Source organism: Umezawaea beigongshangensis (assembly GCF_016464305.1).
Lineage (GTDB): Bacteria > Actinomycetota > Actinomycetes > Mycobacteriales > Pseudonocardiaceae > Umezawaea_A > Umezawaea_A beigongshangensis.
On record NZ_JAEIOJ010000001.1, the window covers coordinates 660,557 to 675,125 of the forward strand.

The 14,569-nt window shown below is 70.0% G+C and carries 16 protein-coding genes and 1 tRNA gene; 3 read left to right on the plus strand and 14 right to left on the minus strand.

What is annotated here, in order from left to right; all coding sequences use genetic code 11:
- Positions 1–5: 5 nt before the first annotated feature.
- The 3 genes from IMZ35_RS03105 to IMZ35_RS03115 are packed head-to-tail and all read right to left on the minus strand — an operon-like array spanning position 6 to position 3,405.
- Positions 6–854, minus strand: a complete 849-nt coding sequence (locus tag IMZ35_RS03105; RefSeq protein ID WP_199439293.1) for an arylamine N-acetyltransferase family protein — start codon at positions 852–854, stop codon at positions 6–8.
- Positions 851–1,774: a cation diffusion facilitator family transporter gene (locus IMZ35_RS03110; RefSeq protein ID WP_199439294.1), complete on the minus strand. Its 924-nt coding sequence runs from the start codon at positions 1,772–1,774 to the stop codon at positions 851–853. The genes IMZ35_RS03105 and IMZ35_RS03110 overlap by 4 nt, the downstream gene beginning before the upstream one ends.
- Positions 1,775–1,812: 38 nt before the next feature.
- The gene (locus IMZ35_RS03115; protein ID WP_199439295.1) at positions 1,813–3,405 is read right to left on the minus strand and encodes an SDR family oxidoreductase; all 1,593 of its coding nucleotides are present in this window, start codon (positions 3,403–3,405) and stop codon (positions 1,813–1,815) included.
- Positions 3,406–3,470: 65 nt separating this feature from the next.
- On the opposite strand from IMZ35_RS03115, the gene IMZ35_RS03120 reads away from it, so the two are divergent.
- A tRNA-Arg gene (locus IMZ35_RS03120) sits at positions 3,471–3,542 on the plus strand.
- A 129-nt stretch (positions 3,543–3,671) separates the two neighbouring features.
- On the opposite strand, the gene IMZ35_RS03125 is transcribed toward IMZ35_RS03120, so the two are convergent.
- The 11 genes from IMZ35_RS03125 to IMZ35_RS03175 all read right to left on the minus strand — a co-directional run bounded on the left by IMZ35_RS03125 (position 3,672) and on the right by IMZ35_RS03175 (position 12,842).
- Positions 3,672–5,045, minus strand: coding sequence for a tyrosine-type recombinase/integrase (locus tag IMZ35_RS03125; RefSeq protein ID WP_199439296.1), 1,374 nt, complete (start codon positions 5,043–5,045; stop codon positions 3,672–3,674).
- A complete protein-coding gene (locus tag IMZ35_RS03130; protein ID WP_199439297.1) occupies positions 5,045–5,233 on the minus strand; it encodes a helix-turn-helix transcriptional regulator in 189 nt (62 codons plus the stop codon). The genes IMZ35_RS03125 and IMZ35_RS03130 overlap by 1 nt, the downstream gene beginning before the upstream one ends.
- 144 nt (positions 5,234–5,377) lie before the next feature.
- Positions 5,378–6,337 carry an AAA family ATPase gene (locus IMZ35_RS03135; RefSeq protein WP_199439298.1) on the minus strand — a complete coding sequence of 320 codons (960 nt, stop codon included), beginning with the start codon at positions 6,335–6,337 and terminating at the stop codon, positions 5,378–5,380.
- 35 nt (positions 6,338–6,372) lie between these two features.
- Positions 6,373–7,257: a bifunctional DNA primase/polymerase gene (locus IMZ35_RS03140; RefSeq protein ID WP_307867698.1), complete on the minus strand. Its 885-nt coding sequence runs from the start codon at positions 7,255–7,257 to the stop codon at positions 6,373–6,375.
- Between the two features lie 533 nt (positions 7,258–7,790).
- Positions 7,791–10,016: an FtsK/SpoIIIE domain-containing protein gene (locus IMZ35_RS03145; RefSeq protein ID WP_199439300.1), complete on the minus strand. Its 2,226-nt coding sequence runs from the start codon at positions 10,014–10,016 to the stop codon at positions 7,791–7,793.
- The gene (locus IMZ35_RS03150; protein WP_199439301.1) at positions 10,013–11,203 is read right to left on the minus strand and encodes a hypothetical protein; all 1,191 of its coding nucleotides are present in this window, start codon (positions 11,201–11,203) and stop codon (positions 10,013–10,015) included. Before IMZ35_RS03150 ends, IMZ35_RS03145 begins: the two co-directional genes overlap by 4 nt.
- On the minus strand, positions 11,200–11,466 hold the full coding sequence (locus IMZ35_RS03155) for a hypothetical protein (protein ID WP_199439302.1): 267 nt from the start codon (positions 11,464–11,466) through the stop codon (positions 11,200–11,202). Before IMZ35_RS03155 ends, IMZ35_RS03150 begins: the two co-directional genes overlap by 4 nt.
- Entirely contained in the window at positions 11,463–11,855 is a 393-nt protein-coding gene (locus IMZ35_RS03160) for a RapZ C-terminal domain-containing protein (protein ID WP_199439303.1), read from the minus strand. Before IMZ35_RS03160 ends, IMZ35_RS03155 begins: the two co-directional genes overlap by 4 nt.
- A 20-nt stretch (positions 11,856–11,875) precedes the next feature.
- Complete coding sequence (locus IMZ35_RS03165; RefSeq protein ID WP_199439304.1) at positions 11,876–12,070, minus strand: hypothetical protein; 195 nt, start codon at positions 12,068–12,070, stop codon at positions 11,876–11,878.
- A gap of 95 nt (positions 12,071–12,165) precedes the next feature.
- The gene (locus IMZ35_RS03170) at positions 12,166–12,477 is read right to left on the minus strand and encodes a hypothetical protein (protein ID WP_199439305.1); all 312 of its coding nucleotides are present in this window, start codon (positions 12,475–12,477) and stop codon (positions 12,166–12,168) included.
- Positions 12,477–12,842, minus strand: coding sequence for a hypothetical protein (locus IMZ35_RS03175; RefSeq protein WP_199439306.1), 366 nt, complete (start codon positions 12,840–12,842; stop codon positions 12,477–12,479). The genes IMZ35_RS03170 and IMZ35_RS03175 overlap by 1 nt, the downstream gene beginning before the upstream one ends.
- A 132-nt stretch (positions 12,843–12,974) precedes the next feature.
- Here IMZ35_RS03175 and IMZ35_RS03180 point away from each other — a divergent pair, with 132 nt between their 5' ends.
- Both IMZ35_RS03180 and IMZ35_RS03185 read left to right on the plus strand, forming a co-directional pair.
- Complete coding sequence (locus IMZ35_RS03180) at positions 12,975–13,847, plus strand: GntR family transcriptional regulator (RefSeq protein ID WP_199439307.1); 873 nt, start codon at positions 12,975–12,977, stop codon at positions 13,845–13,847.
- Positions 13,840–14,505, plus strand: a complete 666-nt coding sequence (locus IMZ35_RS03185) for an HAD family hydrolase (RefSeq protein WP_199439308.1) — start codon at positions 13,840–13,842, stop codon at positions 14,503–14,505. Before IMZ35_RS03180 ends, IMZ35_RS03185 begins: the two co-directional genes overlap by 8 nt.
- Positions 14,506–14,569 lie beyond the last annotated feature (64 nt).

Below are 14,569 nucleotides of genomic sequence, written 5' to 3' on the forward strand. Positions count from 1 at the left end.
GCTGCTCAGGAGACGAGCAGGTGGGCGTCGTGCTGGGCCACCACGCGCCGCCACAGCCGGTCCCGGTTCACCGGCGACACGTCGCGCAGCGGCAGCCCGAACACGTCGGCGAGCGCGGTGTACCAGTCGCCGGGCGTCTCCAGGACCGTGCGGGACGACGAGCGCAGCCGGGACAGCACCAGGCCCCGCATCTGGTCGACGTCGCCCGCGCGCAGGCGGTGCACGACGCACACCCCCGTGAACACCGAGTCCGGCGACGTGGACAGCTCGCGGTGCTTGGCGAGGAAGTCGTCGGTGGTCACCGGCTCGGGGGCGAAGTCGAGCGCGGGGAACGAGCCGCGCACGTCGTGCACGAACCGCCAGCCGCCGCGCGCCACGGGCGAGCGCTCCATCCGGTAGGTGAAGGGGCCCTCCCGGTGCTCGCCGGTCCGCAGCGGCAGCGGCACGCGCGGGCCGTCGCCCAGGCCGACGTCGGCGTACCAGCCCTCCCCGTCGTCGCCCGGCACGCCCGTCACGGTCAGGGCGGCGTGGTTGCGGTTGATGCCGGGTTCGTCTCCGTCGGCGTGGACACCGGCGCGGTGCAGGTGGACCCGGTAGCCGAGGGCGCGCAGCAGGGCGGCGAACGCGCTGTTCAGGTGGAAGCAGTAGCCGCCCCGCCGCCGCCGCACGATCCGCTCCACCGCGGCGGCCGGGCCGATCGACGTGGGCCGTTCGAGCAGGACGTCCAGGTTCTCGTAGGGCACCGTCTCGACGAACGCGGTGTGCAGGCGGCGCAGCGCCTCGACGCCGGGCGCCTCGGCGTCGCGCAGGTGCAGGCGAGCGAGGAACGCGGGAACGTCGAGGGCTCCGGTCACCAGGACATCTCACCGCAGCGGGAGGCCGATTCACCAGGTTCCACCTGGAGTGTCGCGTGCTCGATGCGGTACCGCTCCGAGAGGAGGCGCTGGGCCGACCGCAGCACCTCGGCCGGGTCCGCGTCGCGGATCGTGGTGAGGTGCGCGGAGGCGACCTCCATGCCGGAGGTGAGCGTCCAGACGTGCAGGTCGTGGGCCTCGGCGACGCCCGGCAGGCAGCCGAGGGCGTGCTGCATCTCACCGACGTCGATGCGCTCCGGCGCGTGCTGGAACAGGATGCGCAGGGACCGGCGCGCGAGCTGGAACGTGCGGGGCAGCACGAACAGGCCGATGGCGACGCCGACGACGGGGTCGGCGTGGCGCCAGCCGAGCGTCAGCGTGAGCAGGCCGCTGATCAGCACGCCGATCGAGCCGATCAGGTCGGCCAGCACCTCCAGGTGCGCGCCGCGCAGGGTGATGCTCTCCTTCGCGCCCTCGCGCAGCAGGAAGAACGCCACCACGTTCGCGCCGAGGCCCAGCACCGCCGCGAGGAGCACCGGCAGGCCGGGCACCGAAGGCGGGTCGGAGAAGCGCCCCACAGCCTCCGAGACGACGTACCCGGCGACGCCGAAGAGCAGGACGGCGTTGGCGAGTGCGGCGAGCACCTCGGCCCGGTAGAGCCCGAACGTGCGGTTGGGCCCCGTTCCGGCGCGGCGGGCGACGACGACGGCCGCGAGCGCCATGCCGAGCCCGAGGACGTCGGTGAGCATGTGCGCCGCGTCCGACAGCAGCGCCAGCGACGACGTCGCGAGCCCCACCCCGAACTCGACGGCCATGAAGACCGCGCCGATGCCGAAGGCGATCCACAGGCGCCCGACGTACCGCGCGGACGCGCTCGTCGCCCGGTCCGGCGAGACGCCGTGGCCGTGTCCGTGACCCATGACTCCTATGTATAGCGATTCGTGCATGTGTTGAACAGTCAGCCCGGCACCCGAATCCGGCCCAGTTTCCCGACCAGCGAGGGAGCGACCCGGTTGAGCACCCGGACGAGCTTGGCCTCGGCGGTGACCGGCACGATCAGCCGCCCCGCGCGCACCGCGGCCACGACCTCCCGCGCCACCTTCTCCGGTCCGAACGACCGCAGCCGGTACCACCGCGTCATGGAGGCCCGCTGCCTCTCCTGCTCCCGCGCGTCGAGCCCGGCGAACGTGGCGACACGGGTGATGTTCGTGTGCACGACGCCGGGACAGACGACGGTGACCCCCACCCCGGTCTTCTTCAGCTCGATGTCGAGGCTCTGCCCGAGGGAGAGCACGGCGGCCTTGGTGGCCGAGTAGGCGGGCAGCGCGGCCGTGGGGAAGTACCCGGCGAGCGAGGACGTGACGACCAGCCGCCCGCCCTCCCCCCGGTTCACCAGGTGCGGCGCGAACGCCCGCAGCGTGTGCACGACACCCCACAGGTTGACGTCGACCACCCGCCGCCAGTCCTCCTCACCGGTGTCGAGGAAGGGCCCGGCGACCGCGATCCCGGCGTTGGCCATGACGACGTCCGGCACCCCGTGCTCGTCGACGATCTTCTCGGCGAGCCGCCCCACGGCCGCCGCGTCGGTGACGTCCACCTGGTGGGCGTGCCCACCGGTCGCCGCGGCCGTGCGCGCGGCCGCCTCCCCGTCGACGTCGACGGAGACGACCTCGGCCCCCTCCGCGGCGAACGCCTCGGCCGTGGCCCTCCCGATGCCGCTCCCGGCCCCGGTGACGACCACGAGCTCCCGCCGCGACGGCCGCCGCTCCGCGAACTCCGCGATCATGCGGGCGACGTGCTCCGGGTGCGTGCGCGGCGCCCAGTGCCCGGCGAACAGGGGCCGCCGGGTGAGGTTCTCCGCCCAGGGCTCGGCCGCGGCGAGGTGCTGCGCCGTGACGTACGGGTCGTGCTGGAGAGCGATCTGCTGGACGGGGACCGCGACCTTCCGCGGCTGCGGTGCGTGCCCGACGTTGGCCCGGTAGAGCTCCAGCCCGTTGACCGCGTTCCGCCGGGAGGCGTGGAACGCGCGCAGCACCGCAGGCGTGCTCCACAGCAGCTCGGGGATCTTGGGGACCTTGAAGCAAGCGATGTACCAGGAGGGCGCCAGCAGCCGGAGCACCCGCCAGGGCGCGTGCCGGTTGCGCCCCACCCAGTCGGCGAGATGACCGAGGTCCGGCCCGGAGATGCTGGTGAAGGTGGCGAACAGCTCGGGGTGGAGCGAGGCCGCGCGCCAGCTCTGGACGGAGCCCCAGTCGTGCCCGACGAGGTGCACCCGCTCCTCGCCGGTGCTCCGGGCGACGGCCGCGATGTCCGCGGCGAGCAGGTCGAGTCCGTACCCGTCGGTCGGCTCGTCGGACCCCCCGTGCCCCCGGACGTCGAACCGCACGACGCGGAACCGCGAGCTGAGCTCGTCGGCCACCCCGTCCCAGACGCCGGAGTCGTCCGGGTAGCCGTGGACGAGCAGAACGGCGGGAGCGTCGGGATCTCCCTGCTCGATCACCCGAAGCCGCAGGTCAGAGCCCTGGACAAACCGCACGCGCACCGGATCCATACCGTCGGAGGGTAGGGGGTGCGGGGCGTCTCCGACAGTGCGCTAAGCTTCTGTCCGTAGCTGCGGCCCCCGTAGCTCAGGGGATAGAGCACCGCCCTCCGGAGGCGGGAGCGCAGGTTCGAATCCTGCCGGGGGCACATCGTTCCACCAGCACGAAAAGGCCCTTGACCAGCGCTAAGCCGGTCAAGGGCCTTACTCGTCTGTCCGGCCGTGTCCGGTCAGGACCGGCCGTCTACGGGTGTCTGTGCCAAATACGTGCCAAAGTTCTAGCCGCCCGGTCGGTGCCCCAGAGCAGCCTCAACACGCTGCCGGACCGCCGCAGCCTCCCCGTCCAGGCACTTGACGTAGATCTTGAGCAGCACCTCCACCGAGTGCCCCGCCCACTCCGCCACCGTCACTGCGGGCACTCCCCCGTTGAGCCACGTCGACACCGCCGCGTGCCGCAGGTCGTACGGCGTGCCCGCCAGCGGCGTGGCGACCACCTCCGGCGTGAACACCTCGGTGCGGGCGCGCTGCCAGGCCCGGACGATGGTGAGCTTCGGCAGTTCCTGGCCGTTGCGCTCGCCGGTGAACAGCCGACCGTCCGCCGCCGTGCCGAACTGCCGGATGTGGGAGTGCAGCAGGGCGGTCAATTCCGGTGGGCACGGCACCGTGCGGCTCTCGCCACGTGCGCGCTGCTTGAGCTGTCGCCGGTCACGGTTGGCCCCGCTGTCGGTCCACTCCTTTCCCGCGTGCGGCTCGGCCGTGTCGATGGTCAGTTCTCCCCACCCGTCGGCCGGTAGCGACAGGTTGTGCTTGGCCAGCGCTACGGCTTCCTCTGGCCGCATGGCCGCGAAGTAGAGGCACCCGAAGAACGCCACCAGGCGCGGCCCGCTGCGCTGCTGGGTGCCGACAGCGGCCAGCAGCGTCCGGGCCTGTACCGGGTTGGCCACCGACCGCCGGTCCACCGCGTGCACCGTTCGCGGAGCCGTCCACTTCAGCGCCGGGATCGGGTTCTTGGTGAGCAACTTCCTTTCAACGGCGTACTCCACGGTGGTGGACAGGATCTTGCGGCGTCGGTTGACCACGCTGGGCGCGTAGGGCTTGCCGTCGAGTCGGACGGTGAGGGCGTCGAGCACCGGGCGGAGCACTTCAGGATCGGCCAGGGCTGACACCGGGCGGGTGTTCCGCTCGATCCAGCGCAGCGCACCCGCGATGTCGTCCGGCTTGTCCTGGTCGCGGCGACTGGTGTTGAACGCCCACCGGCCCAGCGCGGCCCGGATGAGCTTGTCGTCCGGCTTGCCCTTGGTGGTGGTGAACAACGCCGTCGTCACAGTGGTGAGCGCTTCCGCATTCGTGCGCCTGGTCGTGGCTGCGGCTCGGGACCACTTCATGTCCACGAACGCGCACGCCAGTTGGAACCACGACATGGTCTGTTCCTCGCGCCGCATCGACACCGGCCGACCGGTGTCGATACGGAACGCCTCACCGCGTCGCGACGCCGAGACCAGCTCCGATCGGAAGCTGTCGGCCAGAGCCGCGGTGCGGAAGCCTTCCCGGTGGAGTTTGCCCGCGACTTTCCAGCGCACGTAGTGGGTGGTGGTTTTCTTGCCCTGGTAGGTCTCGGTCTTGTAGATGCGGACGTCGTAGGTGGTGCTCATCAGGCCGCGACCTCCAAGGCGTCGTACCAGGACTCGATGTCGGCGCGGTCGATGCGCAGTTCGCCGTTCGGCAACTTGCGGCAGCGCGGAGCGCGGCCCTTGGCCTTCCAGTCGTAGAAGGTGGATCGGGAGATGCCCATCTCCGCGCAGAACTGGGCGACGGTGAGCCGTTCACGTGGTGCCCGCATCGGCGGTGGCCCTTTCGTACGTGGTGCGGACAGGCGGGACAGGACGTACAGCACCTGTCCCGCCTGCTTTGTGCTGGTCAGGCGGGATTGCGAGACAGGTGGGACAGGTGGGACAGGTCCTGGTCGGGAAGCCGTCCCACCCGGTCACAGGAGAGGCGCGAAGTAGCGGCTCGTGGCGTCCTTGGTGAGCTGCCCGGCGTCGTGCATCCGGGCGCACGTCTTCCGCACGTTCCCGGCGTCCAGGCCGGTCCCGGTGGCGATCTGTGCGGGTGTACTGCCGCTGTTCTCGCGCAGGTAGCGCAGGATCACGGCGCGGGTGTCGCCGATGGTGTGGTCGATGGCGGGACCGTCGAGCATGGTCCACGAACCGTTGTCTGGGTTGAAGCTCAGTGCGTGGTCGGCTTCCTCCACGTCGCGGCCGGTGATGTGCAGGACACCATCGGCGTTGTTGCGTCCGCGTTCGAGCACCAGCACGGCGTCTGCCGCGCCCGCGATGCCGTTAGTTCCCGACACGGTGGCCAGGAAGTCCTCGTGCGTGGCCTTGCGGACGTGGTGGACGAGCACGACCGACACCCCGAAGTGGTCCGCAACGCGCTTGGCACGGCCAACCGCGAGGTAATCCGCGTCGTACTGCTGGACGTTGCCGGGTTCGGTTCCGCGCACCTTGGCGAACACGTCGATGACCACCAGGCGCGCGGCCGGGTTGCCGCGCAGCCATCCGGCGATGGCCTTGTCACCGCCCTGCGGCAGCGGCGGGCACTGGGTGGCCAGGGTGAGCAGGTGCGGCGCGGGCTGGTCGCCGAGCATCTTGCCCATGCGGGTCTTGAGCCGCCGCGCGGTGTCCTCCAACGCCAGGTACAGCACCGGGGCGGCCGGGCCGGTGTCGATGCTGCCGAACGCGGGCTGACCGGACGCGATGGACAGACCCAACCCGAGCGACATCCACGACTTGCCGACCTTGGGTGGTCCCGCCAACAGGGTCACGCCTTCACAAAGCACGCCGGGCACGGCCCACTTCGGGTCCGGGAAGTCGGCGGCCATGAGCTTGTCGGCGGTCCAGGCGTCGGCGAACGGGTCGGGTTCGACCGGCAGTGCAGTGGTCATAGCGGTGGTCGCTCCCTCGTAGTCAGACATGTGGTTCACGCGGCCACTCGGCGTGGTCGACGGGCACCGTCACGCAGACCGCTGCTGACGGTCTGCTCGGCGGTGTGGTGGGTGTAGGCGTTGACAGCGATGTGGCCAGCGGCGGCGCGCATGAGCACGTTGCGGACTTCGTCGTCGGTGAGTGCTCCACCGGCGACGAGTTGTCCGAGGGCTTGAGCGGCGCAGTAGAGGGCGAAGTTGCGTTGTCCCGAGGTCGCCCCCTCCACACGGGCAACTTCGGCGTCGATGGCGGCTCGCAGGTACCGGCCGCGCCGGTCGGTAGCTGGCACTCGCAACCGGATCGGCTGGGCCGGTGGCGGGGGCAGCGGCGCGGGCCGCAGCAGTTCACCGAGCCACGTCGGCAAGGGCGCCGGTGGTGCGTCGTGCACCAGCTGGTAGCCGCGGCCGTCCACGGTGGAACCGGGTGCGACGACGTAGCCGCCGTGCGCGCGGCTGTCGATGAGCCGTCCGGCTTTCCCGGCGGTGTTGCGGTACTCCACCCCGGCGGGGGCGGTGAAGTACAGGTGCCGGCCACCCGAAGTGGTGGACACCGTGCGGGTGTCGTCGGGCAACTCCTGGTCGGCGTCGTCGGCCAGGAGCGCCAGCACCTCCAGGCCGTGCCGGAAACCGTCCGGGTTGGGCTTGTCGGGCTTGGCCACGTCGAGGTCCACCACGACCAGTCCGGCCGGGCCGGTGGCAAGGCCGATGTTGTAGGCGGGGCCGTGGTTCCAGCAGCGGCGGATGCGGTCGGAGTCGGTGGTGGCGCGCTGCTCCCAGTCGCGCACGGCGGGCCGCTTGCCGCCGGGCACGAGGGGGAAGACCGGCCAGCCACGGGCGGCGGTGTCCAGCGCGGCCGACAACAGCGGGTTGTGAGGTGGCACGTTCGTCTCCTTCGGACGGTGGTTGGTTCGGTGGGTCAGCGGCGCTTGTCGTGGGTCCATCCGGCGTGGCGCATGCACGTGGGGCACATGGGCGCGTTGCGGGGTGCGCCGGTGTCGACGCGGGTGCCGCACAGGGCACGGGGTTGTCGCTGAGTCCGAGTTGGTGGGCGAGGGCGCGCAGATCACTGACGATGTGCATGACCGTGCTCATGACGACACCTTTCGATCACTTTCAGTGACGACATGTGGGTGTGCGCGGTCGGCACGCGGACCGGCGGACAAGGCCGCGCGCTGTCGCGCCAAGGGGATGAGGGGACGAACCGCGCGGGGGAACCACGAGTGCGGTTCCGGGGCGTTCTCGCTGGTCCGCACGCCCCTTAGACGATCTTCCCCTTATGGGGTTTTGGCTGTTGGGGCCAGGGGAAGCGGTCAGGGGACGGAGTTGGGGATACTTCCCCCGGTTCGGCGTGCTTCCCCTGCTGCTTCCCCTGGCTCACCACGGGGGTTCGGCGGTCGTCGCCGAGGACTTCGCACTACTCGGCGGTGTCGTCCGCCGCGTCGTCGTCACGGCGAGTGATTGCGTCGGTGATGTCGTCGGCACGGACGACGCTGTCGCCCTGGTACTTGCGCGGGGGCACGTCGTGGCGGTCCAGCACGGCGCGCAGGTCCTTGAACGACCAGTCGCCGTAGTGGTCGGGGTCGTGCTCGATGAGCCGCGACAGCACCACCGCCGAGCGGAGCCGCATTTCGCTGCCCAGCACGCGGGCGATGTCGGCCAACGTGTCCACCGCCGGGGCGTCGTCCTCGGCCGGGGCGGAGACGTGACCGGCGCGCAGGGCGACGGCGCGTTCCATGACCGCGGTGACCTCATCGGTGGTCAGGTAGTGGCTGCGCAGCAGGCCGGGCTTGGCCATGATGCCGCGCACCATCGCGGTGCCGATGTCGCCGGGGCCTTCGGTGGTCTTGGGCTCCAGCGACACCGCCGAGATGCCCTGCTTGTAGCTGCCGGTGCCGAGCACCGCGTCGTTGGACTGCTGGTCACCGATGGCGAAGCACGCCTTGCAGGACACCACGGCCATGACCTTGCGGGGCAGCGACGCGGTGGACGGTTCCGGGGTGGCGAAGACCAGCACGATGCCGTACTTGCGGGCGGCGCTGATCAGCTTCACGGTCACGTCGGCTGCCTCCTCCCCGTGCTCGTTGTCCATGAACAGCGCCTGGCACTCGTCGATCACCACGACGCGCGGGCGCAGCCGGGCGTCCTTCTCGGCGAGCTTGCGCGTCACCGCTCGCGCTCCGTGCTGCTGCAACGCCTTGCCCCTGGTCTCCAGGTCGCGGTACAGCTCGCGCAGGGTGTCCATGCACGCGGTGACGGTCTCGCGGTCCGCGCCGGTGCGCAGGGTCCGCAGACGGTTGCGCATGGGGTCGTAGTCGGCGTTGGTGGCCAGCACGAACACGTCGGCGTCCACCAACGGGTCCAGCAGCGCGCCGGTGAGCATGGTGATGATCAGCGTGGACTTGCCGCTGCCCATCATCCCGGCGATGGCGTAGTTCTTCTCCGAGAGCTGCCCGGTGACGCGCTCCCCTCGGATGTTGACCCCGAGAGGCACCCCGGCGAAGAAGTCCACGGTGCCGGACTCCAGCAGCGGCCACGGTTCCACCGGCCCGGACAACGCGCCCTGGTCAGCCACCCACAGGTCCAGCACGCCCGGCTGGTCCTTCGGCTCCGACGGCCACACCTCCACCGGCAGGCGCACCAGGTTGTGGGCGAAGACGGTCTTGCGCTTGACGATCTCCTCCACCGGCACGCCCTTGGGCATGACCAACTGCATCCGCCAGCCCTTGCCGTCCCGGTGCGGCGGCTGCACCCACGTCGGCGTGATGCTGCGTCCCCACCCCTCCTTGAACGCCTGCTTGAGCGCGGGCAGGCCGGACAGGTGCCGCAGCGCGGAGAGCACTGCGGACTCGTCCGGGATGATGTCGCGCCCGTCAGCCGGGCGCGTCTGCTCCTCACCGGCCCACATCGGCAACGTGCCGCGCGAGCGGCCCACCGGGATGGTGCGTGCCGCCCACACCACCGCGCCGGAAGTGGCCCATGCCCACCAGTACGCCCCCACCGGGGACACCTCGACCACGGTGGTCCAGAAGCCGACGATGTCGTGCCATCGATCGGTCAGCGAGCCCGCGCCGACGACGGCCTGAGCGGCGGCGTAGCCCAGCAGCAGCACGTGGCCCGATGCCAGGAGCACCACCGCGCCACCGGACCACCGCAGCACCTCCAACCGGCGCTCACGGCCACGCTGTGCCTGCCCGGAGCGGCGCTGCTCCAACGCCTGCTCCAGCTCCCGCAGCACGCGGAAGTCGTCGGAGTCCTTGGCGTTCACGCGCAGGGTGGTGATGGCCTGCTCAAGGTCGGTGTGGTGGCGGCGGGCGCGACGCTCGGCGCGCAGGGCGCGGGAGCCGGCCACGGCGTAGCCGACGTTGCGCACCACCGCCCGACCGGTGCGGCGGGTGACCTCGTGGGTGGCGCCGGTCTTGACGACCCGCACCACCGCACCGGCCGCCGCCCGTGCCCGCTCGGCCGCCATGCGGCGGTCCAGCTCGGCGGACTCCTGCTCGGTCAGCACCTCGCCGACCACGGTCGCGTCCGGCTCCAGCTCGGTCCCTGGCGCGGTCGGGGCGTCGGTGCGGCGTACCGGCAGCGGCAGCACCTTGGCGTGCTCCTGGCCGTCGTTGTCGTGCTCGTGTGCGGTGGTCATGCCATCACCTCCTGGCGGGTGCCGCCCTCGTCATCGGGGCCGTTGTCGTGGGTGGGGAACAGAGCGCGGTGCACGGCGGCGGCGTGCTCGGAGCGGCAGCGCAGGAACTTGCGCACCTGGGTCTGTGAGGGGTGCTTCGGGAGGGCCTGGCGGTCGATCGCGGCGCGCACGCGGGCGGTGTAGCGCGCGATCTTGTCCGCGTCGGGCGCGGGCACCGTTTCCGCATTTCCCGCACTGTGCGCGGTCTGCGCGGTGAAGGTCGCGGGCGAGGTCTCCACGGGGTCCGTGGTGATCATGGCGGCGTCGGTGCGCGGGGCGGGCAGCGCGGCGCGGTAGGCGTCGATCTCGGCCACCAGGTCGGCGGCGGCGTCGTCCCACCCATCGGTGACCGGCAACCCGGCGACCGTGGTGGGCATCAGCCGCACACGGCCGGTCCAACCGCGGCGCAGCTCCACCAGACCGGGCCGGTGCACCAGCGTGGCGGTGCCGTCCGCAGCCAACTCGGCGACGGCGTGGCGCAGGGCGGTGCGGCGCACCATCTCCACCCGGCGGGCGGCCAGGCGGTGAAGCCGGGAGGCGGCGCGCTGCTCACGGGTCGGGCGCGGCTTGGCGGGGGCGGCGGTGACCATCTGGTGCACCACCACGCCACCGACCGCGACCAGCGCCATGACGATGCCATCCACCGCTCCGCCACCGGGGTGGGTCAGGCCGTGCAGGAACGCCAACGTCCCGGACACCCCGGCGAACACCCACACCCCGAGCGTGAGCCGCCCGGTCGGGCGACCGGCACGCAACGCGGCGGCACGGGCGAACGCGAACGCCCACATCGCGGCTTCGGAGAACAGCGGCATCGTCCAGCCCGGTGCGCCGTACAGGTCGTGGCCGAACCCGGCGATCGCCGACCAGGCGAGCACCGCCGGCACCAGCACCACCGGCAGGAACAACAGGTCGATGGTGTGCGCGGACACCCACGAGGTCACCGCGGCACGAGCGGCGGCACGGCGAGCGCGGGCGGCGTCGGCGCGCTCCTGGCGCAGCTTCGCGGCGGCGGCCTGGTCGGCGCGCTCCCGCTCGGCGCGGGCCTCCGCGTCGGCGCGGCGCTGCTCGAACAGCATGGCCTGGTCGGCCCGGCGCTGCTCGGCGGCAGCGGCCTTGTCGGCGCGGCGGTTCTCGGCGAACGTGCTCATCGGGACACCTCCTGTCGGCGCAGGTACAGCGGGGAACGAGACGGGCCGCGATCGGTGCGGCGCAGACGGCGCAGCAGCACCGCCAGGACCAGGGCCGGCACTCCGACCACGACCACCACGGCGGTCGGGTCTTCGGCCTGGGTGATGACCAGCCACTGAGCCAGGCCGATCAGACCGGCGGTGGCCAGCAGCTTCCACAGCACGACCACGGCGGCCAGGGCCAGCGCGACCAGGAGCAGCAGTAAGGGCGGCGGGATGCTCACCGACGGTGTCCTTCCCGGTCGTCGCCCTCACGCACCACGCGGGGCAGGTGGACGTGCCGGTGTTCCAGCTCGACCGTCACGCCCTCGGCGGCCAGCAGTCCGGCCAGCACTTCGGCTAGGGCCACCGAGCGGTGCCGCCCGCCGGCACAGCCGAACGCAATCGTCATGGGCTTGCGGGTGACGCGGGCGACGTCGACGGCCTGCGACACGATGTCCAGCAGCGTTGCCGCGCCCGGCGTGGACAGCACCACCTGGCGCACCGCGACGTCACGGCCGTCCTGGTCGAGCAGACCGGCGCCCTTCATGCGGGCGGGGTCGCGCAGCAGCTGCCGCACGTCGATCACCAGCTCGGCCTCCGGTGGGGCGTCGTGCAGGTAGCCGAACGACACGATTCGAATCGGCGGGGTGCTCATCGCGTACCCCCGGCGGGGCGCAGCACGCGACCGGACGCGGTCAGGTCTTCCCAGGTTCGACCACGCTGGGACGGCGGGGCCGAACCGTCAGCGGTGGCGACCGGGGTCACCAGACCGTAGGGGTTGGGCTGGTAGAAGGTGTCACCGGTGCGTTCGTCCACGAGGTCGCACCGGTGGGCGTTGTCCGACATGCTTGGTTCTCCTCACCCGCCTCATGGGGGCGGTGTGGATGGGGCCGGACCGGCGGCGGCTTCTTGGCGGGAGTAGGCCGCCGGTCCGGGCGAAGTCAGTACGTGGGGTGCACCGCGCGGTCAGCGTGGCGGCGATCCGGGTGAAGCAGGCCGGACGCAGTGACGGCCAGGTGCCGGAGGTAGTTCGGGGTGGCGGTTTCGTCGCCGGTCTCCCGGCTCCACGTCAGGTCTGCCGCGGCCAGGGCGGCGGTCAGGTCCTCCGGCACCGGAAAAGCGGCTCGAACCTCACGGTCGACCAACTCCCGCACCACGGCGATCAGCGCGGCGAAGTCCACGCGCAGACGCCCGTCACCGACGACCAGGAACCGACCTGCCTGGTGGCCAAGGTCGTTCTGCGTCAACGCCATCACGCCACCCGCCCCGCGCCCGACGTGACCACGGCGGCCCGGCGGGCAGCGTTGCGACGCGCCTTGCGCCCCTTACCCTTCGAGCGGCCGAACACCGGTGCGGGCAACACGTTCGACACGACCACCGGCCTTGCCAGCTCCTCCAGCTCGGCGGCGGCCTGCTCCACCGTGACGCCGTACTTCGGGGTGATCCCCTTGAGCGCCCGCTCCACGATGCGCCGGTTACGACGCTCCCGCGCCGACCCGTCCAACAGCGCCGACGACGGCTTAGCAGCAGCCGCGATCTCCACCGACACCTGAACGTCCAACAGCCGCTCCACTGCAGCAGAGGTCAAACCGTCTGGGTAGTAGCTCGTGGTGTCCATCTCTAAGCCTCCTCCTGGCTCCCCTGGCTAGTCAGGTGAGCCGATGTCTGAAGCTTGGCGGACATGGCTAGTCATGTCAAGCGGATGTATCCAGAAAGTACGTCTTGGCTAGTCAGGCGCTATGCTTACGTCATGAGCGACGGCCTGGAGTACCTGGACGACCTTGATCCGGACGACCCACGTACCGAGTCGCAGCAGATCGCGAACAAGCTGCGGGCCGCGATCCTGACGAAGAAGCTCCAGCCCGGCGACAAGCTGCCCTCGCAGCCCGCCCTGGCGAGCCGGTTCGGTGTCGCCAGGGAGACGGTCAAGACAGCGCTACGGCTCCTGGCGGCCGAACACCTGATCGTCAGCCGTCAGGGCAGTGGCACGTTTGTGCGGGCTCAAACGGAGCGCCCCGTAGGACTCCGCCCGCACGTCGAAGCGGCGTTCGAGCGAACCCACGTCTCGATCGACTTCGCAGGCTTCGGAAGCGAAACACTCCGCAACACGCTGTCGGAAGTGCTCGACAAGGTGCGCGCCGGACGACTCACGCCCGAAAGCGTCGTCATCCGCATCATGGTGTCCGACATGACCGTACCGATGGCACTTCCATGCAGGGCAGACACCGCAGCCGATGACCCAGCGGTGCGGATGCGGCAAAAGCGCATCAGCGAACGATCAATCGACGCAATCGTTGACGACGTGCAAGAACTCACCGACCTGGGTCTAATCAAGTCTGGCAGTGTTCAGGTCCGGGTCCACGGCATCCCGCCAGTACTTAAGCTCTACATCCTCAACAATGAAGACGCTTTCTTCGGATTCTACCCAGTCGTTGAGCATGACGTGACGATCAAGGGCGAACCGATCTCAATCTACGACCCGATGGGCAAGGATGCCACTCTCTTCCAGTACTCGGTAAGCGAGAGCGACGACACCTCAACCGCGGCTGAATACGTCCGCCAGGCACGCACTTGGTTCGACTCGATCTGGAACACGATCGCCCGGGAGTACGCCCATGACTGAGACACACAGCGCGATCCTCGATAAGGCAAAGGCTGTCTTCTTCGACTTTGATGGGCCGATATGCAGCGTCTTTGCGGGCCACGCAGCTGACGGAATTGCATCCGACTTGATCGCAATCTTGCGACAACACGAGACGGTCTTTAGACCTGCAATAAACGATGAGACGGACCCTATGGATGTGCTCCGCTGGACCGGGGCTCACAAACAAGACTCGCTGCTTGATATCGAAGACTACCTTGTAGAAGCAGAAATCAAGGCAGTCGAATCGGCAGAGCCGACCCCGTTTGCTGTCCAGGTCATGCGTCACATCGTTGAGAGCGGTCGGCCTGTGGCAGTGGTTAGCAACAATTCGACAGCAGCCATCCACCGGTATCTGGTTAGGCATAACCTAGACAACATCGTCTCTTTTATATCTGGCCGCGTCCATGCCGATCCGGCTTCAATGAAACCGAACCCACTTTCCCTGACACTAGCCGCCGATCAGCTTGGTGTAAGTATTACCGACACTGTACTCATTGGTGATACTGCTACCGATATCGAGGCAAGTCACGCAGCGGGAGCCAAATCTATCGGATACGCAAACAAGCCCGGAAAACGCGAAACACTATCACGAGCTGGAGCTCATGCAATCATCGAGAGCATGACAGCCTTGCTCTGAGCGAACTACACTCCACTCTTCCATGGGCAAGTTAATCGATCCGCTTATTCATTCCCGAGCAAAC

Bases quoted from the DNA above. Each gene is read 5' to 3' on its own strand.
- IMZ35_RS03110 (WP_199439294.1), bottom strand. From the start codon at position 1,774: ATGGGTCACGGACACGGCCACGGCGTCTCGCCGGACCGGGCGACGAGC.
- IMZ35_RS03115 (WP_199439295.1), bottom strand. From the start codon at position 3,405: ATGGATCCGGTGCGCGTGCGGTTTGTCCAGGGCTCTGACCTGCGGCTT.
- IMZ35_RS03125 (WP_199439296.1), bottom strand. From the start codon at position 5,045: ATGAGCACCACCTACGACGTCCGCATCTACAAGACCGAGACCTACCAG.
- IMZ35_RS03130 (WP_199439297.1), bottom strand. From the start codon at position 5,233: ATGCGGGCACCACGTGAACGGCTCACCGTCGCCCAGTTCTGCGCGGAG.
- IMZ35_RS03135 (WP_199439298.1), bottom strand. From the start codon at position 6,337: ATGACCACTGCACTGCCGGTCGAACCCGACCCGTTCGCCGACGCCTGG.
- IMZ35_RS03145 (WP_199439300.1), bottom strand. From the start codon at position 10,016: ATGACCACCGCACACGAGCACGACAACGACGGCCAGGAGCACGCCAAG.
- IMZ35_RS03150 (WP_199439301.1), bottom strand. From the start codon at position 11,203: ATGAGCACGTTCGCCGAGAACCGCCGCGCCGACAAGGCCGCTGCCGCC.
- IMZ35_RS03165 (WP_199439304.1), bottom strand. From the start codon at position 12,070: ATGTCGGACAACGCCCACCGGTGCGACCTCGTGGACGAACGCACCGGT.
- IMZ35_RS03170 (WP_199439305.1), bottom strand. From the start codon at position 12,477: ATGGCGTTGACGCAGAACGACCTTGGCCACCAGGCAGGTCGGTTCCTG.
- IMZ35_RS03175 (WP_199439306.1), bottom strand. From the start codon at position 12,842: ATGGACACCACGAGCTACTACCCAGACGGTTTGACCTCTGCTGCAGTG.
- IMZ35_RS03180 (WP_199439307.1), top strand. From the start codon at position 12,975: ATGAGCGACGGCCTGGAGTACCTGGACGACCTTGATCCGGACGACCCA.
- IMZ35_RS03185 (WP_199439308.1), top strand. From the start codon at position 13,840: ATGACTGAGACACACAGCGCGATCCTCGATAAGGCAAAGGCTGTCTTC.